This window comes from Mycolicibacterium canariasense (assembly GCF_002101555.1).
Lineage (GTDB): Bacteria > Actinomycetota > Actinomycetes > Mycobacteriales > Mycobacteriaceae > Mycobacterium > Mycobacterium canariasense.
In genome coordinates this window covers 323,879-341,491 of record NZ_LQOL01000052.1, presented here as the reverse complement: position 1 = coordinate 341,491, position 17,613 = coordinate 323,879, and the positions used below count along the sequence as shown (strand labels likewise).

General features: G+C 67.6%; 18 protein-coding genes. 6 read left to right on the top strand and 12 right to left on the bottom strand.

Annotation, left to right across the window (positions count from 1 at the left end):
• Positions 1-30 precede the first annotated feature (30 nt).
• Entirely contained in the window at positions 31-1,500 is a 1,470-nt protein-coding gene (locus AWB94_RS17600) for an amino acid permease (protein WP_062656423.1), read from the bottom strand.
• Positions 1,501-1,605: 105 nt separating this feature from the next.
• On the opposite strand from AWB94_RS17600, the gene AWB94_RS17595 reads away from it, so the two are divergent.
• From AWB94_RS17595 to AWB94_RS17580, 4 genes are all read left to right on the top strand, one after another.
• A complete protein-coding gene (locus AWB94_RS17595) occupies positions 1,606-1,860 on the top strand; it encodes a DUF2631 domain-containing protein (protein WP_062656422.1) in 255 nt (84 codons plus the stop codon).
• A gap of 176 nt (positions 1,861-2,036) precedes the next feature.
• Complete coding sequence (locus AWB94_RS17590) at positions 2,037-2,855, top strand: thioesterase family protein (RefSeq protein WP_062656421.1); 819 nt, start codon at positions 2,037-2,039, stop codon at positions 2,853-2,855.
• An 86-nt stretch (positions 2,856-2,941) separates the two neighbouring features.
• Positions 2,942-5,107, top strand: a complete 2,166-nt coding sequence (locus AWB94_RS17585) for a glycoside hydrolase family 3 C-terminal domain-containing protein (protein WP_062656420.1) — start codon at positions 2,942-2,944, stop codon at positions 5,105-5,107.
• 113 nt (positions 5,108-5,220) lie between these two features.
• On the top strand, positions 5,221-5,769 hold the full coding sequence (locus tag AWB94_RS17580) for a TetR/AcrR family transcriptional regulator (protein ID WP_062656419.1): 549 nt from the start codon (positions 5,221-5,223) through the stop codon (positions 5,767-5,769).
• Positions 5,770-5,854: 85 nt separating this feature from the next.
• Here the strand turns inward: AWB94_RS17580 and rlmN are convergent, their stop codons facing one another.
• Both rlmN and AWB94_RS17570 read right to left on the bottom strand, forming a co-directional pair.
• Positions 5,855-6,946 carry a dual-specificity RNA methyltransferase RlmN gene (gene rlmN / locus AWB94_RS17575; RefSeq protein WP_062656418.1) on the bottom strand — a complete coding sequence of 364 codons (1,092 nt, stop codon included), beginning with the start codon at positions 6,944-6,946 and terminating at the stop codon, positions 5,855-5,857.
• A gap of 14 nt (positions 6,947-6,960) precedes the next feature.
• The gene (locus AWB94_RS17570; protein ID WP_062656417.1) at positions 6,961-7,812 is read right to left on the bottom strand and encodes a LysR family transcriptional regulator; all 852 of its coding nucleotides are present in this window, start codon (positions 7,810-7,812) and stop codon (positions 6,961-6,963) included.
• Between the two features lie 166 nt (positions 7,813-7,978).
• Here AWB94_RS17570 and AWB94_RS17565 point away from each other — a divergent pair, with 166 nt between their 5' ends.
• The gene (locus AWB94_RS17565) at positions 7,979-8,944 is read left to right on the top strand and encodes a DMT family transporter (protein WP_084395124.1); all 966 of its coding nucleotides are present in this window, start codon (positions 7,979-7,981) and stop codon (positions 8,942-8,944) included.
• On the opposite strand, the gene AWB94_RS17560 is transcribed toward AWB94_RS17565, so the two are convergent.
• The 4 genes from AWB94_RS17560 to AWB94_RS17545 all read right to left on the bottom strand — a co-directional run bounded on the left by AWB94_RS17560 (position 8,855) and on the right by AWB94_RS17545 (position 11,922).
• Entirely contained in the window at positions 8,855-9,724 is an 870-nt protein-coding gene (locus AWB94_RS17560; protein ID WP_062656416.1) for a phosphatidate cytidylyltransferase, read from the bottom strand. The genes AWB94_RS17565 and AWB94_RS17560 overlap by 90 nt on opposite strands.
• On the bottom strand, positions 9,725-10,282 hold the full coding sequence (gene frr / locus AWB94_RS17555; RefSeq protein WP_062656415.1) for a ribosome recycling factor: 558 nt from the start codon (positions 10,280-10,282) through the stop codon (positions 9,725-9,727).
• A 123-nt stretch (positions 10,283-10,405) separates the two neighbouring features.
• On the bottom strand, positions 10,406-11,131 hold the full coding sequence (gene pyrH, locus AWB94_RS17550; protein WP_062656414.1) for a UMP kinase: 726 nt from the start codon (positions 11,129-11,131) through the stop codon (positions 10,406-10,408).
• A 110-nt stretch (positions 11,132-11,241) separates the two neighbouring features.
• Positions 11,242-11,922 (bottom strand): class I SAM-dependent methyltransferase, encoded by a 681-nt coding sequence (locus AWB94_RS17545; RefSeq protein ID WP_062656413.1) that lies wholly within the window; start codon positions 11,920-11,922, stop codon positions 11,242-11,244.
• Between the two features lie 45 nt (positions 11,923-11,967).
• Between AWB94_RS17545 and AWB94_RS17540 the strand changes: the two genes are divergently transcribed.
• Positions 11,968-12,390: a MarR family winged helix-turn-helix transcriptional regulator gene (locus AWB94_RS17540; protein WP_062656412.1), complete on the top strand. Its 423-nt coding sequence runs from the start codon at positions 11,968-11,970 to the stop codon at positions 12,388-12,390.
• A 25-nt stretch (positions 12,391-12,415) separates the two neighbouring features.
• On the opposite strand, the gene AWB94_RS17535 is transcribed toward AWB94_RS17540, so the two are convergent.
• The 5 genes from AWB94_RS17535 to AWB94_RS17515 are packed head-to-tail and all read right to left on the bottom strand — an operon-like array spanning position 12,416 to position 17,551.
• Complete coding sequence (locus AWB94_RS17535) at positions 12,416-12,697, bottom strand: EF-Tu/IF-2/RF-3 family GTPase (protein WP_062656617.1); 282 nt, start codon at positions 12,695-12,697, stop codon at positions 12,416-12,418.
• A 31-nt stretch (positions 12,698-12,728) separates the two neighbouring features.
• A complete protein-coding gene (locus tag AWB94_RS17530; protein WP_062656411.1) occupies positions 12,729-14,699 on the bottom strand; it encodes a primary-amine oxidase in 1,971 nt (656 codons plus the stop codon).
• Positions 14,696-16,216, bottom strand: a complete 1,521-nt coding sequence (locus AWB94_RS17525) for an APC family permease (protein ID WP_062656410.1) — start codon at positions 16,214-16,216, stop codon at positions 14,696-14,698. Before AWB94_RS17525 ends, AWB94_RS17530 begins: the two co-directional genes overlap by 4 nt.
• A 24-nt stretch (positions 16,217-16,240) precedes the next feature.
• Positions 16,241-16,984 (bottom strand): ABC transporter ATP-binding protein, encoded by a 744-nt coding sequence (locus AWB94_RS17520; protein WP_062656409.1) that lies wholly within the window; start codon positions 16,982-16,984, stop codon positions 16,241-16,243.
• Between the two features lie 6 nt (positions 16,985-16,990).
• Positions 16,991-17,551, bottom strand: coding sequence for an ABC transporter permease (locus tag AWB94_RS17515; RefSeq protein ID WP_062656408.1), 561 nt, complete (start codon positions 17,549-17,551; stop codon positions 16,991-16,993).
• Positions 17,552-17,613 lie beyond the last annotated feature (62 nt).

Below are 17,613 nucleotides of genomic sequence, written 5' to 3'. Positions count from 1 at the left end.
ACCCCGCGTCGTCGCATCGTGATGATGGCCTCAGCGCAACGCCGCTGCGCGCCGGCCGAGCACGGAATGCCGGCGGCCGTACACCAGGTACACCGCCACTCCGATGGCCAGCCAGATCCCGAACCGCAACCATGTCAGCCCGGTGAGGTTGAGCATCAGCCACAGGCATGCGGCGATCGAGGCCAGCGGCAGCAGCGGCACCCACGGGACGCGGAAGCCGCGTTGCAGATCGGGTCTGGTGCGGCGCAGCACCAGCACACCGGCCGAGACCAGGACGAAGGCGAACAGGGTGCCGACGTTGACCATCTCCTCCAGCTTGCCGATCGGGAACACCGCGGCCGCCACGGCGGTCAGCACCGCGACCAGGATGGTGATCCGCACCGGCGTGCCGTGCGCACCGGTGTGGGCCAGCCGTCGCGGCAGCAGCCCGTCGCGGGCCATCGCGAACAGCACCCGGGACAGGCCGAGCAGCAGCACCATCACCACGGTGGTGAGCCCGGCCAGGGCGCCGATCGAGATGACCTTGGCCGCCCAGTGCACGCCGTTGAGCTCGAAGGCGGTGGCCAGATTGGGATGCCCGGCACCGGCACGTTTGAGCTCGGTGTGGGACGCCATGCCCGTCAGCACCACCGCAACCGAGACGTAGAGCAGGGTGACCACGGCCAGCGAGGCCAGGATGCCCTTGGCTACGTCGCGCTGCGGTTCCTTGGTCTCCTCGGCGGTGGTGGCCACCACGTCGAAGCCGATGAACGCGAAGAACACGATGGACGCCCCGGCCAGCACGCCGTAGAGGCCGTAGTGGCTGCCGGTGGCCCCGGTGAACAGGGAGAACACCGACTGGTCCAGGCCGGTCCCGCCGTCGGATCCGGTTTCCGGAGCGGGGATGAACGGCGTGTAGTTGGCGGCCTTGATGAAGAAGGCGCCCACGATCACCACGAGCAGCACCACCGACACCTTGATGGCGGTGACGGCCGCGCTGAACCGCGACGACAGCTTGGTGCCGTAGGCGAGCAGGGTGGCCACCACCGCCACGATCAGCAGGGCACCCCAGTCCAGGGTCAGCGGACCGATTTCGGCGGTGCCGCCGGCGAACCCGAACACGGTGCCCAGGTAGCTGGACCACCCCTTGGCCACCACGGCCGCCCCGATGGCGAACTCCAGGATGAGGTCCCAGCCGATCATCCAGGCCGTGAACTCGCCGAAGGTGGCATAGGAGAACGTGTAGGCGCTCCCGGCGACCGGCACCGTGGAGGCGAACTCGGCGTAACACAGCGCCGCCAGTCCGCAGGTGACCGCGGCGATGACGAACGACACCGAGATGGCCGGACCGCTGATGTTGGCGGCGGTGCTGGCCGTCACCGTGAAAATGCCGGCGCCGACGACGACGGACACGCCGAACACGGTGAGGTCCCACCAGGTGAGGTCTTTGCGGAGCCGGGTACCCGGTTCGTCGGTGTCGGCGATGGACTGTTCGACGGTTTTGACGCGACTGCCTGCCATCCTGGGAAAGTACCCACATCGGGTGGTCGGTCGGGCGTGATCGCACGGGTGTGCCAGAATGACGCGCAGAAAGTCTGGACCGACCTGGACGGAAGAGGAGCAGCCGTGGCCAACACCGAGGTCGAGCGTCACACCGGCGTCGACGTGGAAGACGTTCCGTCCGCAGCCTGGGGTTGGTCCAAGGAGAACCACACCTGGATCCACATCGGCGGCATCCTGTCGGCGATCTTCCTGCTGTGCATGCTGCGCGGTAACCACGTCGGCCACGTCGAGGACGTTTTCCTGATCCTCTTTGCCATCGCCATTCTCGCGTTGGTGGCCCGCGACTGGTGGGCCCGCCGGGCCGGCTGGTACCGCTGACCATCTGACCGAGTTCAGATCCGGCCCGTCCGACGGATACCGGGGCCGCCCTGTGGAAATGCTCGACCACCCCTGACTCGACACCGCCGCATGGCGTGACATTTTCACCACCCTCTGTAAAGCTCTGTGGAATATCGTGGGCATCGCGACCACCGGCCCGGAGTGAGGAAGCGTCGATGTCTGACTGCTACTACGCATTGGTCGACGCCGACGGCGAACACGGCGAGAGGTTCCTGGCCACCGATATGGTGCGCGGCACGTGGTCTGCCGATATCCAGCACGGTGCGCCGCCGTCGGCGCTGCTGGTACGCGCGATGGAAGGCTGCGATCGGCGCGACGACACCCGGTTGAGCCGGGTGCTCATCGATCTGTTGGGACCCGTTCCGGCCGAGGGAGATCTGTGGGTGCGGGCCCGCCGCGAGCGGCCGGGCACCCAAATCGAGTTGATCACCGCGGAGATGCTGGCCGCGGCGCCGGACGGCACGGTCCGTCCGGTGGTGCGTGCCAGCGGGTGGCGGCTGCAACAGCAGGACACCACCGAGGTCGTGCACACCTCGGTGCCGCCGTTGCGTCCAGTGGCGCGGGCCTACAGCCTCGACATGGCCAGGAACTGGGAACCCAATTACCTGCACAGCCTCGACTGGCGCTGGCTCACCGAACCGCTGGCCGACGGCCCCGGGGAGTGCTGGCTCACCCCGACAGTGGATCTGGTGGCCGGCGAACCGATGACGCCGCTGCAACGCTTGTTCGCGGTCGCCGACGACGCCAACGGGATCGGCACCAAGCTCGACATCCGCGGGTGGACGTTCCTGAACACCGATCTGGTGGTGCATGTGCACCGCATCCCGGAAGGATCGTGGATCGGCATCCGCGCCGAGACCAACTACGGTCCGGACGGGATCGGCACCACACTGGGCACGCTGTTCGACGAGCGCGGCGCGATCGGCGCCATTCAGCAGTCGGTACTGGTACGCCGTCGCCGACCGGGCACCTGACCGTCCGTCCTCCGCCCGCAAGGTGGCTGCGGGACAATGGGTAACAGCTCCTCGGCGGCGGCGGCGACCGTCGGTAACCTGGCTCCATGGCCGATACCGGAGAGCTCGACCTCGCCGACCAAGCCGCACTCGGCAGCGGCGCCACCTTCTGGACCACCAAGGCCGTCGGCCCGGTTCGGTCCATGGTGCTCACCGACGGCCCGCACGGGGTACGCAAGCAGATCGACGGCAGCACCGAGCATTTGGCCACCGGGCGCAGCGCCCCGGCAACGTGTTTTCCGCCAGCCGTGGGGCTGAGCCAGACCTGGGACCCGGATCTGGTCGAGCGGATCGGTACCGCCTTGGGGCGCGAGAGCCGCGCGCTCGGTGTCGACGTCCTGCTGGGACCGGGGATCAACATCAAGCGTGACCCCCGGTGCGGGCGTAACTTCGAGTACTTCTCCGAGGATCCCCTGCTCTCGGGCACGCTCGGGGCGGCCTGGGTGCGCGGCGTCCAGGGTGCCGGCGTGGCGGCGTCGGTGAAGCACTTTGCGGCCAACAATGCCGAATTCGACCGGATGCGAGCCAGTTCCGACGTCGACGAGCGCACCCTGCGGGAGATCTACCTGCGCGCCTTCGAACACGTGGTGCGCACCGCGCGGCCGTGGTCGGTGATGTGTTCCTACAACCGGATCAACGGGGTGTACGCGGCGCAGAACCGCTGGCTGCTCACCGATGTGCTGCGCGGCGAATGGGGTTTCGACGGCGTGGTGGTCAGCGACTGGGGTGCGGTGGCCGACCGGGTGGCGGCGGTCGCCGCCGGACTGGACCTGGAGATGCCTGGCACGGGCGGGCTCTCCGATCGGGACGTCGTCGAGGCGGTCGAACGGGGAGACCTGCCCCGTGACGCGGTGGCCCGCGCCGCAGGGCGGGTGAGCCGACTGGCCGAGCGGACCCGGCAAAATTCCGGCGCCACACCGTCGTTCGACACCGACGCGCATCATCTCCTCGCCAGGGAGGCGGCCGCGCGGGCGATCGTGCTGCTCAAGAACGACGGCGACCTACTACCGTTGCGCCCGTCCCGGATCGCGGTGATCGGCCGCTTCGCCACCCAACCGCGGTACCAGGGTGGCGGCAGTTCGCACGTCAACCCGACCCGGCTGGACACGGCGCTGGAGGAGATCCGCAGGCTCGCCGGCGATCACGAGGTGACCTATGCCGATGACGCGCGCCTTGCCGCGGCCGCCGACACCGCGGTGGTCTTTCTCGGCCTGCCCGCCGAGGCCGAGTCCGAGGGCTTCGACCGTGCCCATATCGATCTGCCTGCCGAGCAGATCGAGCTGCTGCGCGAGGTGGTGCGGGTGCAACCGCGCACGGTGGCGGTGCTCTCCCACGGCGGCGTCGTCCGGTTGGACGAGGTGGCCGCGCTCGCACCGGCCATCCTCGACGGCGCCCTGCTCGGGCAGGCCGGGGGCGGAGCCGTCGCCGATGTGCTGTTCGGCGGTGTGAATCCGTCGGGGCGGCTCACCGAGACGGTGCCCGCGCGGCTCCAGGACGTGCCCGCCTACCTGAATTTTCCGTCCGAGCGGGGTCACACCGCCTACGGTGAGCGCATCTTCGTCGGGTACCGCTGGTATGACGCTCGGGACTTGGCCGTCGCGTACCCGTTCGGTCATGGATTGTCCTACACCACTTTCGACTACCGCGGTATGGAGGTGGCCGAGCACGACGACGGGCTGACCGTCACGGTGACTGTCGCCAACACCGGCGACCGGCGCGGCAGGGAAGTGGTGCAGGTCTATGCGCACCTGGCGTCGTCCCGGGTGGACCGGCCGCCGCGCTGGCTGGTCGGGTTCGGCTCGCTGGACCTGGAGCCCGGCGCCACCGGCGTCGTCGAGATCCCGGTGTCCCGCCCCGACCTCGCCCACTGGGCGGATCGCTGGATGGTGGAGAGCGGCGAGTACACGCTGTGGGCCGCCGCATCCAGCCGGGACCTGCGGCTGCACACCATGGTGCAGGTCAGCGGTGACGACGAACCCGAGCCGTTCACCCGTGAATCCACCCTGGGCGAGGTGCTGGCCGATCCGGTGGCCGCGCCGATCCTCAGCACGGCGATGGGCGAATTGTCCGGCAGCGGAACCGAACTGGACGGCATGCTGGCGCTCATCGGCGCCTTGCCGTTGGACCGGCTGGTCGGGTTCAGCGGTGACCGGTTCACCCGCGACCACCTGGACGGGTTGCTGCTTCGAATGAACGCGCACCGCGACTGCTGACGGGCACTGCCCGCCCTCCGAGCACGTGCGGGTCCGGGCCGATCGGTGCGGCGATCGACACGGTCAACACACTGCAGCCCGGGTGTAACGGTGGAACTACTACCATCGAGAATGTGAAACAGCCATTGACCGCCGATGCGGGCGAGGACACCTCGACGCAACGACGGATTCTGGTGGCCACGGCAGAGGTACTCGGGCGCAGCGGACAGACCAAGCTGAGCCTGTCCGAGGTGGCGCTCCAAGCCGGCGTCTCCCGGCCCACGCTGTACCGGTGGTTCGCCTCCAAGGAAGAGTTGCTCGCGGCGTTCGGCAGGTACGAGCGCCAGATGTTCGACACCGGCATCAGCCAGGCCACCTCGGGCCTGCGTGGTACCGAAAAGTTGGATGCCGCACTGCGATTCATCGTGGAGTATCAGCGGTCCTATTCCGGTGTGCGGCTGGTCGACATCGAACCGGAAGTGGTGATCAAGCAGCTGTCGCACATCATCCCGTTGATGCGGGCGCGGCTGCTCAAGCTGATGCCCGGGCCCAACGGACCGGTCCGGGCGGCCACCGCCATCCGGGTCGCGGTTTCGCACTACATCGTGCGCAGCGATGACGAGGGGCAGTTCCTGGCTCAGTTGCGCCACGCGGTCGGTATCCGCCACACCGACCCGGCTTGATCCCGCCCAAACTCACCTATGGGCCGGAAAGTGCGAGAGCATTCCGGCGCAGCGTCGGTCTCGGCGCAGACGCTGCGCAGACCGGTCAGCCCTCGGCCGCCAACTGCCCGCACGCGGCGGCGATCTCCCGCCCCCGGGTGTCCCGCACGGTGCACGAAACACCCTTGGCCTGAACACGTTTGACGAACTCGCGCTCCACAGGCTTGGGGCTGGCATCCCACTTGCTGCCCGGCGTCGGGTTGAGCGGGATGAGGTTCACGTGCACCAGCGACCCCAGCTTGGCGTGCAGTTTCTTACCCAGGAGGTCGGCGCGCCAAGCCTGATCGTTCACATCGCGGATCAACGCGTACTCCACCGACACCCGCCGGCCGGTCACATCGGCGTAATAGCGTGCGGCGTCGAGGACTTCGTCGACCTTCCAGCGATTGTTCACCGGCACCAGGGTGTCGCGCAGCTCGTCGTCGGGGGTGTGCAGCGACAGCGCCAGGGTCACGCCGAGCTTCTCGTCGGCGAGCTTGCGGATGGCCGGCGCCAGGCCGACGGTGGACACCGTCACCGAGCGAGCGCTGATACCGAACCCGTCCGGCGGCGGTGCGGTGATGCGGCGGACGGCCGCCACCACGCGGTTGTAGTTGGCCAGCGGCTCGCCCATGCCCATGAAGACGATGTTGGACAGCCGGCCGTCATGCTCTTCGCGCATCGTGAACGACGCCGCCCGCACCTGCTCCAGGATCTCCGCGGTGGACAGGTTGCGCTGGAGCCCGCCCTGACCGGTCGCACAGAACGGGCACGCCATCCCGCAGCCGGCCTGCGACGAGATGCAGACGGTGTTGCGCTGTCGATAGCGCATCAGCACCGACTCGAAGGTGGTGCCGTCCAGCGCCCGCCACAGCGTCTTGCGGGTCTCCCCCGCATCGCACTGGATCTGCCGCGCCGCGGTGATCAACGTCGGGAACAGCTCGTCGGCCACCGAGGCACGCACCGCGGCGGGCAGATCGGTCATCTCGTGCGGGTCGGCGATCAGCCGGCCGTAGTACTGATTGGCCAGCTGTTTGGCCCGGAATGTCGGCAACCCGAGTTCGGTGACGGCGGCCACCCGCCCGGCCTCGTCGAGATCGGCGAGATGCCGTGGCGGCATCCCGCGACGCGGGGCTTCGAAGACCAGTTCCTGCTTCATGTTCCGTTCCAGTATCAGGCTTGTCCGGCGAGAACGTCACGCACGGTTTGTTCGACGGTATCCAGGACCACGGCGTCGATGCCGGTCCGGCCGCGCACGAAGACCGACGCCCGGCTGGCCGGCGGCAGTCCCTCGGCCAGGCACAGCCCATCGGGCAGTCGGCCGATCATGGGCAGCAGCGCCACCCCGAGCCCGGACCGCACGGCGGCGAACAGCCCGGACAGATCGGCGGACTCGGCGGCGATGCGGTAGTCGATACCCAGCCGTTCCAGCGTGGCGAACGTGGGTTCGCGCAGGGTGCACGGTTCGGAGAACATCACCACCGGCAGCGGGCCGGCGGCCGGGATGGCGAACGACCGGCCCGAAACCCATTTCAGCGCAAGCATTCCGGAAGCATGGGCGGGGTCCAGCCCGGAGCCGTCGAGCAGCACCGCGAGATCGACGAGGCCGTGTTCGATGGCGTCGGCCAGTGTGACGTTGCGGTCCAGCCGGAACCGCAGCCGCCAGTCGGGCAGCCGACTGCCCAGGGCGGCGGTGAGCGCGGGCAGCATGACGTCGGCGCCGTGCTCGGTGGCCCCGATCAGCAGCGCCCGCTCCTCGGCGGCCCCCAGGTCGGTCAGCGCCGCGTCGTGGGCGGCGAGGATGGCCCTGGCGTGGCCTAGGACGCGATGGCCCAGTTCGGTGAACGCGACGCCGCGGCCGGATCGTTCGACGACGGGCCCGCCCACGACGGCCTCGATCCGTCGGACATGCTGGCTGACGGCGGACTGCGTCATGTGCAACACCGCGGCCGCACGGTGAAACCCACCACAATCGGCCACCGCCACCACGCTGCGTAGCGGGGCGATATCCAGCACTTGACCCACCCGGCTAAGGTACTCCGATCAGCAGTAACGATCAAAAATCGGCCTTTTTTCGGTCAATTCGAGATCAGTCCGGGGATCTGATCAGCATTCGTGATCGGTTTCGATTGCCGATATTCGTTGGACCCGGCACCGCCGCGCCGTCGACCATGAGGTCATGACGCAGGCCATGCCGTTGCGCACCGCAACCACGGTGACGTTCTTCTACGCGCTGGGCTACCCGATCGGCAACTTGGCGGTGCACGCCCTGTCGCCGATGGCGGTGCTCGCCTTCCGGTTCGGCCTGGCCGGCGCGATCCTCGGCGGGTGGGCGGTACTGGCCCGGGTGCGGTTCCCGACCGGGCGCACCCTGGTGCACGTCGCGGTCGCCGGTCTGCTCATGCAGGCAGTCCAGTTCTGCGCGCTCTACGTCGCGATCCAGCACGGCGCGCCCGCGGTGCTGTGCGCGGTGGTGATCGCGATGAACCCGGTCGCCACGGCTCTGCTGGCCGCTGCCGTCCTGAAAGATCGGCTCACCGCGCGGCGGGTGGTGGCCCTGGTACTCGGGGTGGCCGCGGTGCTCGCGGCGTGCGCTACCCGGCTCATCTCGACCGGCGGGGTGGACCCGGTGGTCGGCCTGCTGTTGGTCGCGTTGCTGGGCCTGGCCGCCGGTGGGGTGTACCAGCAGCGGTTCTGCGCCGGTGTCGACTTTCGCGCGTCCACCACGGTGCAGAACGCGGTGGCCTTCGTGCCCGCCTTGGCCTTCACCCTGACCACCCCGTTCCAGGTGCACAACGCGACGCACGCCGTGCTGGCGGTGGCCGGGGTGGTGCTGCTCAACGCGATTCTCGGGGTGTCGCTCTACGTGCGGGCGATCGGCCTGTACGGCGCGTCGTCGGTGGCGATGTTGTTCTGCGTCATTCCCGCGGTCGCGGGTGTGCTGTCCTGGCTGATGCTCGGCGAGCGGGTGAACCTGGGGATCGCCGTGGGGCTGGTGTTGGGGGCGCTGGCCTGCTGGCTGAACGCGTCCAGCCTGCGCGGCAGCCAGCGGCGAAGCGACTCGGGATCAAGCGAGAAGCGTCAGGACGATCCAGCCGACGACCGCGGACGGCAGCATCGCGTCGATCCGGTCCATGATCCCGCCGTGACCGGGTAGCAGCGTGCCCATGTCCTTGATGCCCAGATCGCGTTTGACCTGAGATTCGACCAGATCGCCCAGCACACCGGTGATCACCAGCAGCACGCCCAGCGGCACGCCCACCCAAGCCGGCTTGTCCAGCAGGAACGCCACGATCAGCACGGCGGCGGTGACCCCGAACAGCAGTGACCCGCCGAGACCTTCCCAGGATTTCTTGGGGCTGATCGCCGGCGCCAACAGATGCTTGCCGAACAGCACGCCCGCGGCGTAGCCGCCGATGTCGGCGAACACCACCGTCGCGATCACGGTGAACACCCGCACGCCGCCGTGGTCGGCGAAGATCAGCAGGGCGGTGAAGGCGGCGAACATCGGCACCCAGGTGGCCAGCAGCACCGTCGCCGCGATGTCGCGCAGGTAGTTCACCGGTTGCCGGTCCAGGCCCTGGCCGACCAGTCGCCAGACCATGCACACGACGATCGTCCCGCCGTAGGCGCCCAGTAGGCCGGCGACGCCGAACGGCCAGGTCAGCCAGATCATCGCCTGACCACCGGCCAGCAGCGCCATGGTGGGCAGGTCGTAGCCGTGCTCGCGCAGCCGCCGGATCACCTCGTGGGTGGCGATGCCGATGGCGACCGCCAGCAAGGGCAGCCACCAGATCGGCGCGAAGAGCAGGGTGCCGATGGCCATGGCGCCGAGCACGGCGCCGACCGCGATGGCGGCGGGCAGGTCACGTCCGGCGCGCGACGTCTTCTTCGGTGGCTCGGTCTGTGCCACGGGTCGGGGATGCTGGGAGGTCACCTAGACCTCCAGCAGCTCGCCTTCCTTGTGTTTGACCAGTTCGTCGATCTGCGCGACGTAGGTGCCGGTCGTCTTGTCCAGATCCTTCTCCGCGCGGCCCACCTCGTCCTCGCCGGCCTCGCCGTCCTTCTTGATCCGGGCCAGCTCGTCCATCGCCTTGCGGCGGATGTTGCGGACGGACACCTTGGCGTCCTCACCCTTGGACTTGGCCTGCTTCACCAGCTCGCGGCGGCGTTCCTCGGTCAGCTGCGGGACGGAGATGCGGATGACGTTGCCGTCGTTGGACGGGTTGACGCCCAGATCCGAGTTGCGGATGGCGTCCTCGATGTTGCGCAGCTGATTGGCCTCATAGGGCTTGATCACCACGAGCCGGGCCTCGGGGACGTTGATGCTGGAGAGCTGGGTGATCGGCGTCGGCGAACCGTAGTAGTCGATGGTCAGCCGGGAGAACATACCGGGGTTGGCGCGACCGGTGCGGATCGACGCCAGGTCGTCCCGCGCCACCGCCACCGCCTTCTCCATCTTCTCTTCGGCATCGAAGAGGGTTTCGTCGATCACTGCGTTATCTCCCGTCGCATTCGCTCGCCCAGGGCGGTATCTCCCGAAGCATTTCGCTCGCCCAGGGCGGTATCTCCCGAAGCATTTCGCTCGCCCACAGCATCTCCTTCACATCCCCGGTCGTCAGCTGGTGACCAGCGTTCCGATCTTCTCACCTGCGACCGCTCGGGCGATATTGCCGTGCGTGAGGAGATTGAACACCAGCATCGGCATGCCGTTGTCCATACAGAGGCTGAATGCGGTGGCATCGGCGACCTTGAGGCCGCGATCGATCACCTCGCGGTGGGTGATCTCGGTCAGCAGTTCGGCGTCGGGCACCTGGCGCGGATCCGCGGTGAACACCCCGTCGACGGCCTTGGCCATCAACACCACCTCGGCACCGATCTCCAGCGCGCGCTGGGCCGCGGTGGTGTCGGTGGAGAAGTACGGCAGGCCCATACCGGCACCGAAGATGACCACGCGGCCCTTCTCCAGATGCCGTCGGGCGCGCAGCGGGATGTAGGGCTCGGCGACCTGTCCCATCGTGATGGCGGTCTGCACCCGGGTGTCGATACCTTCCTTCTGCAGGAAATCCTGCAGGGCCAGGCTGTTCATCACGGTGCCGAGCATGCCCATGTAATCGCTACGGGTGCGCTCCATCCCCCGCTGCTGCAGCTGCGCGCCGCGGAAGAAGTTGCCGCCGCCGATGACGACCGCGACCTGGACGCCGCTGCGCACCACCTCCGCGATCTGCTGGGCCACCAGGGCGACCACATCGGGGTCCAGGCCGACCTCTCCACCACCGAACATCTCGCCGCCGAGTTTGAGCAGCACACGCGAGTACGCCGGCCGGATCTGTGCTTCCGCCATGAGACTCCTTCGTTGCGGCACTTCCCGACACGTTTGCGATATCCAATCCTGCCTCATGACGACGCCCCGGCCACGTCGGGGTGGCCGGGGCGTTTCTCTGACGAGAGTCGTCAGGCGAGGTGTGCCGACAGCAGCCAGGCGCCCACCGATTTGCGGCCGTTGGCCTCATCCCGGACGTCGGCGCCGGCGAAGGCGCCGAAGTCGGCGATCCCCGGGGGCACCTGGGCGTGGATGCGGGCCGGCCGGATCTCGTCGACCTCCCAGTACCTGCCGACCACGTCTCGCAGTTCGTCGGCGGTGACCGGGTTGACCGGGCTGTCGGTCGGCATCCCGGTGGCGTCGAAAACCAGGACGAAGTACGACGCGCCGGGTGCGGCGGCCCGCACGATGGACTGTTGATAGCCCTCGCGCAGCTCCACCGGCATCGAATGGAACAGCGTCGAGTCGATGATGGTGCCGAACCGGCCGTCGTAGCCGGTGAAGGAGCTGATATCGGCGACGGCGAAGGTGGCGTTGGTCAGGCCACGCCGGGCCGCCTCGGCGCGGGCCAATTCGATGGCGGTGGGCGACGAGTCCAAACCGACGGTGGCGAACCCGCGCGCGGCCAGGTCGAGTGCGGTGGCCGCTTCCCCGCATCCGGCGTCCAGCACCTCACCGTGCACCCGTCCGGCCTGGATCAGGGCCGCGATCTCCGGCTGCGGCTCACCGATACTCCACGGCGGCTTGGCGCCCTCGAACTGCGCGGCTTGGCCCCGGTAGGCCGATTCGAAGATTTCCTGCGGTGTGGTCATGACTCCGGTATATCAACGTGCTTGATATGTGTCAATATTCTTGATGTGGGCGACACCGTCGATGACCTCCCCCTCGGCTACCTGCTGCACCGAGCGGCCACGGCGCTGCGCGCCGAGGTGATGGCCACCGTGCTGGAGCCGCTGAATCTGACCTTCGCCCAATACCTTTGCCTGCGACTGCTGTCGTTCCAGCCGGGCCGCTCCAACGCCGAACTGGCGCGCGAGGCCAACGTCTCGCCGCAGGCGATGAACATGGTGGTGCGGGGCCTGCAGGAGATCGGCCTGGTGTCCCGGCCGGCCACCGTGCCGGCCGGCCGCGCGCTGCCCGCCGAACTCACCCGTGAGGGGGTGGCGCTGCTCAAGCGCACCGACGCTGGCGTGCGGGCGGCCGAACTCAAGGTGCTCGGGCACCTCGGGGACCGTCAGCGTTCGGAGCTGAAGCGCATGCTGGCCACCGTCACTGAATAGCCGCGAGTAGCCGCGGGTAGCTGAGTCAGAGCACGAAGGTGGCCGGCGCCTCCGTGCCTCCGCTCGGGCTGTCCCGCAACACCGACCCCTGGACGAAGTCCGCCTTCTCCGCGGTCCGGAACAGCAGGCCGATGGTGTCGCCCGCCGACGCGCTCTCCAGCGACTTCCGGAAAGCCTCGATCCCGTCCACGCGGAAGGCCCGGTCGGCGACCCACAGGGTGTCGCCGACGCGGACCTCACCGGCATCGACCCGACCGGTCACCACGACGCCGCGCCGCTTGATCACGAACACGGCGTCGATCCGCATGCTGAACACGGGCGTAACGCTACCCGCGGAACTAGTGGTGGTGGCAGGCTTTCGGCGGCGACGGCGGCAGATCCAGCGCCGGGTTGCCGTCGAAGAAGCCGAGCGGCTTGAGGTGGAAACCCGTGTAGGCGCAGGGCATCACCGGCCAGTCCTCGGGCCGCACCACGTGATGGGCGCCCAGGGTGTACCAGAGCACCACGTCGGTGTCTTCCAGCGGAGCATCGTCGGCGACGAACTCGGGCAGGCCCTGCATGTCGGCGGACTGGTACATGTAGTCGCCCGCGGCGAACTTCTCCGAGGGGTCATAGCGGGTCACCCACAGGTTGTGCTGCACGAACCGGGCGCGGTCGTAGATGTAGGAGCCTTCCTGCACCATCACCGGCACGATCTCCTTGGGCACCAACTTGTATGCGACGGGGGCACCGAGTTCGTTCACCTTGGACGGGTTGGTCACCTTCCAGTACCGGCCCGTCTCCCAGTTCCAGTCCCGCGCACCTTCGGCCTCCGACGCGACCAGGGTGTCCTGGGTGATCCACGCATTGTGGTGCGGGTTGAGCGCCGGGTCCGGCTCGGGAACCGAATCCACCTCGTACACACTGTTTCCGGCGCCGTCGATGCTCATGTCCAGCCGGAAGTTGAAGAAGTGCTGGTGGTTCGGGCCGTAGATGCCGGGAGCCACCATCTTGCCCCAGCGCGGTGTCTCACCGTCGGCCACGGCACCGGTGGTCAGTACGCCGGACAACTTCACCTCGACCTCGATGGAGGCGTCGTTGTAGAAGTACCAGAAGAAGCCGTACTCGTAGTTGCCGACGGTGCAGATCATCGAGACCACCAGCCGGCGCGACCGGCGCACCTCGACCTCCCCAGTGCGGAAGTCGGTGTGCTTCCAGGAGATCCCGAAGTCCTCCTCGTGCATGCAGATCGCGTTCGGGATGGTGACCGCGTTGCCGTCGGAGTCGTTGACCGTCCCGTCGAAGTAGTGGATCTCACCCAGACAGTCACAGCCCAGCGTCAAGGGGTTGGCCGAGAACCCCATTCCCACTTCGCCCATGTCGAACACGTTCTTGTTCCAGTGCGTCGGCGAGGTGTCACCGTAGGGCACCACCATCTCCGACAGCGACCCGCGATAGAGGATCGGCCGCGTCTGACCACGGTCGGTGTAAGTCACCTCGTGGATCGTGATGCCTTCGCGCGGGTTGAAACCGATTCGCAGGGACCACTTCTGCCACTGCACCTTCCAGCCGTCGACGGTGAAGCTGGGCCCGTCGGGCTGGGTGATCTCGATGGGTTTGACGTCGTCGCGGAACTGCGTGAACGCCGGCCGGTTGTCGGGCGAGAACATGAACTGTTCGGAGTAGTTGCCCGCGGTCGGCGGCAGCGGGACCACGCCGTGGTCCTCGATGTCGATGACTTCCATGGCGTCCAGATCGAAGGTGACGATCAACCCCTCGACCGGGCGGGCGTAGCCGTGCTCGGACGGCGCCGCACGCATGAACGTCAGCGGACGACAGATCAGCGGCGAGTTGTCGTAGTGGTCACCCGCACCGTAATAGCCTGCCGGCCAAGGGTCGATCATCGCCAGGCTGAAGTCGGTGACCCCGCGTTTGCGCATCGCCTCCTGCCATCGCGGATCCTCGCGGACCTTCTCCTCTACGCCCGTCATATGCTCGACGAGGTAGGACGGGAAGCGTCCCGGCACCGCCGTCCACGACTCGATGACCCGCGCACCCAGGTCGACGACGGCCTCGTACATCATCTTCGCCGCCGCGTCGTACATGCTCGCGAACGCCCGCCGCGGCACATCGGTGAGGAAGGTCAGATCCGGTGTCTTCTCCGGTTCGGCCAGTTGGATCATCACGAATTTCAAGGTGGGACTGGCATATTCGGAGCCGGTGATGATCGCGGCCGCGGCCTCGATCTCGGCCCCGCTGAGCGGGTCGAGTGGGTAGCGGGTGGTGGGTGCGGCGGCGCCCGCACCGGGCACCGTGTCCTCCATGGTCACTTGGCTGTTTCCTCTGCTTCCTTGGTGAGATCGAACACCGCGAGATGGGCCAGCGCGTCGTCCTGGGACACCTTGTGCGCCGAGCGGCGGCCGAAGATGTAGACGATCAGGCCGAGCGCGAACATGCCGACGCTGATGCTGCCGACCCAGGCCATCCATTCCCCGTCCCCGACACCGGAGCTGGAGAGCCAGGATTTGGCGAAGGAGTAGTAGACGCCGGCGATGGTGCCCAGTGTGCCGACGACGACGGTGATCCAGACCCCGACCATGCCGCCCGGGATACGCCAGAACGTCTCGCTGGCATAGCGATCGGCGTACTTCTTGCGGGAGATGACGACCGGGATCAGGAAGAAGAACCCGGACAGCAGCCACACCGTCGACAGGCCGCCCTGCAGGAAGATCGTCGTGTTGACCAGGCTGCTCTGCGAATACAGCCCGATGATCAGCAGCGATGACAGGACGCCCTGGATCAGGATGGCCGACACCGGGTTACGGGTCCGCGGGTTCAGGTGGGTGAAGATCCGCGGCAGGTGGCGCTCAAGACCGGAGACGAAGATCAGCCGGGAGTAGGCCACCTGATAGGTCATCAGCGCCACCACGATGATCAACGCCAGCACGACAGCGCAGATCTCCATCAGCCCGGGGAATCCCGACACGCCCAGCATGCCGATCACGCCGGTCACCGCGTCGATCTGGTCGGTGGGCAGTGCCATCATCGTGCCGAGCGTCGTCAGCAGGTAGATCAGCACCAGAGCGGTCGACCCCCACAGGATCATGCGCGGTCCGCTCTTGCGCACCGACAGGAACTCCGCACCCATGTTGTACGGGGTCTCCACACCGAGCAGGTAGAGCAGCACGGTGCCGTACAGGAAGCCCGACACCGCGAAGTTCGGGATCACGGCGTCGTGCCAGTTGAACGGTGTCGCCGAGCCGTGCTTCACCGCGAAGAGCAGACCGCAGATGAAGATGGTCAGTGCCAGCGCGCCGAACACCACGAAGACGACGTTCATGATCCGCTGGTTGGCGGCGAGCTTCGCCAGCGCCAGCCCGATCACCACCCACATGATGACCAGTTGCAGGATGACGCTCGACATCACCCCCAGTTCGGCGTGGAAGGCCAGCAGCAAGAAGGACAGCACCACCGCCGGTGAGGAGGCGGCATTGAGGATGACCGGCACCCAGGACAGGTAGCCGCCGATGAAGCCCCAGGTCTCCCCCATCGTGCGGGTGGCCCAGATGTACACCCCGCCTTGGCCGGGCCACAGGTTGCCCAGCTCCACCACGGCCATACCGGCCGGGACCAGGAAGGTGAGGATGCCCAGGATCCACATCGGGATGGCGGTCCAGCCGCCGGTGGCCATCACCGATGAGCCGGTGATCCAGCAGATGATGAACACGTAGGCGGCGGTCAGGCCGAACGTGCTCATCACCTTGGGCAGGATCTGTTCGGGGACCAACTCGGTGGTCATCAGTTTGTCGCGTTCGGCGGTTGCCGGATGTTCCAGTTCTTGTGTCATGAATTGTCTCCCAATACCGTTGGATCAGTTGACGATCTGTCCGTCTCGCATCCGGACAACACGGCTCGCTTCGTCGGCCACCGTGGGGTCGTGGGTGCTGGCGACGACCGTGACGCCGAGCGTCGAACACAGGTCGCGCAGCATGCGCACCACCGTCTCCCCCGTGCGGTGATCAAGATTGGCGGTCGGCTCGTCGGCCAGCACCAGCGTCGGATTGCTGATCAGCGACCGCGCGATGGCGGTGCGCTGCTGCTCACCGCCCGACATCTTGGTGGGCTGGTGGTGCACCCGGTGCCCCAGACCGACCAGCTCGAGCAGTTCGATGGCCCGCTTTCGCAACGCCTTGCGGTCGTAGGGCTCGAACATCAGTGGCAGTTCGACGTTTTCGACCGCCGAGAGGAACGGGATCAGGTTGTAGCTCTGGAAGATGAAGCCGATGGTGTCGTGCCGCAGCGCGGCGAACTGGCTCTCCGAGATGGTCGAGGTGTCCTGTCCCGCGACGCGCACGATGCCCTTCGTCGGACGGTCCAACCCGCCGATGATGTTCAGCAGTGTCGACTTACCGCTGCCACTCGGGCCCATCAGGCACACGAATTCGCCGGGCACGACCCGTAATTCCACGGCCTTGAGGGCTTTGACGACCTCGTCGCCGAGTTTGTGCAGCTTCCACACGTCGGAGATCTCGATGACGGGTGCGGTGGTGTCCGATTCACCTGTCGCGGCGCCGGATTCGCTTGCCGCGGTGGCCGACTCATTGATGGCGGTCATGTATTCCTATCCCGTACTCAGTGATCGGATGGGTGGGCGGGAGGCGGCATTCCAGGTGGGCACGACACTGGTGGCCAGCGCCGCGACGATGCTGACGACGACGGCGATGACGGTTCCCAGTACCAGACCACCGATAGCGACGCCGGTGGGTACGAATCCGAGCGCGCCCAGCACCAGTCCTGTGACGATGGCCAGCAGCGCCCCGCCGACCGCACCCAGCATTGCGGCGATGACGGGTTCGACCAGCAGGGCGATCACCACCGGGCTGCGGGCGATGCCGTTGGCGCCCAGCACACCGAGCTCCCTGGTGCGCTGCGCCACCGTCCGGGTGGTGGCGACGGCCACCTCGACCACCCCGACCAGCAGCACGGTGACGGCGATGAGCACCACCGCGGCGCGGATCTCGTCGGCGTGACCCAACGATGCGGACTGGACGCGGATACCCTCCGACATGCCGAACACCAGGACCACCAGGAAGGCGCCGGTGGCCGTGGTGATGGCGGGCAGGATCATTTCCGACAGCCGGCGGCGCGCCGCCAGCCAGCCGTAGGACAGTCCGTAACGCATGGCTAGCTGTGTCCTTTCCTCTTCGCGCACGCGCTCATCGGTGCCGTTTCCTCTTCGCGCAC

Coding starts and splice junctions, on each gene's coding strand:
- AWB94_RS17600 (WP_062656423.1), bottom strand. CDS start 1,500: ATGGCAGGCAGTCGCGTCAAAACCGTCGAACAGTCCATCGCCGACACC.
- AWB94_RS17590 (WP_062656421.1), top strand. CDS start 2,037: ATGTCTGACTGCTACTACGCATTGGTCGACGCCGACGGCGAACACGGC.
- AWB94_RS17585 (WP_062656420.1), top strand. CDS start 2,942: ATGGCCGATACCGGAGAGCTCGACCTCGCCGACCAAGCCGCACTCGGC.
- rlmN (WP_062656418.1), bottom strand. CDS start 6,946: ATGAAGCAGGAACTGGTCTTCGAAGCCCCGCGTCGCGGGATGCCGCCA.
- AWB94_RS17565 (WP_084395124.1), top strand. CDS start 7,979: ATGCCGTTGCGCACCGCAACCACGGTGACGTTCTTCTACGCGCTGGGC.
- pyrH (WP_062656414.1), bottom strand. CDS start 11,131: ATGGCGGAAGCACAGATCCGGCCGGCGTACTCGCGTGTGCTGCTCAAA.
- AWB94_RS17545 (WP_062656413.1), bottom strand. CDS start 11,922: ATGACCACACCGCAGGAAATCTTCGAATCGGCCTACCGGGGCCAAGCC.
- AWB94_RS17535 (WP_062656617.1), bottom strand. CDS start 12,697: ATGCGGATCGACGCCGTGTTCGTGATCAAGCGGCGCGGCGTCGTGGTG.
- AWB94_RS17525 (WP_062656410.1), bottom strand. CDS start 16,216: ATGACACAAGAACTGGAACATCCGGCAACCGCCGAACGCGACAAACTG.
- AWB94_RS17520 (WP_062656409.1), bottom strand. CDS start 16,984: ATGACCGCCATCAATGAGTCGGCCACCGCGGCAAGCGAATCCGGCGCC.
- AWB94_RS17515 (WP_062656408.1), bottom strand. CDS start 17,551: ATGCGTTACGGACTGTCCTACGGCTGGCTGGCGGCGCGCCGCCGGCTG.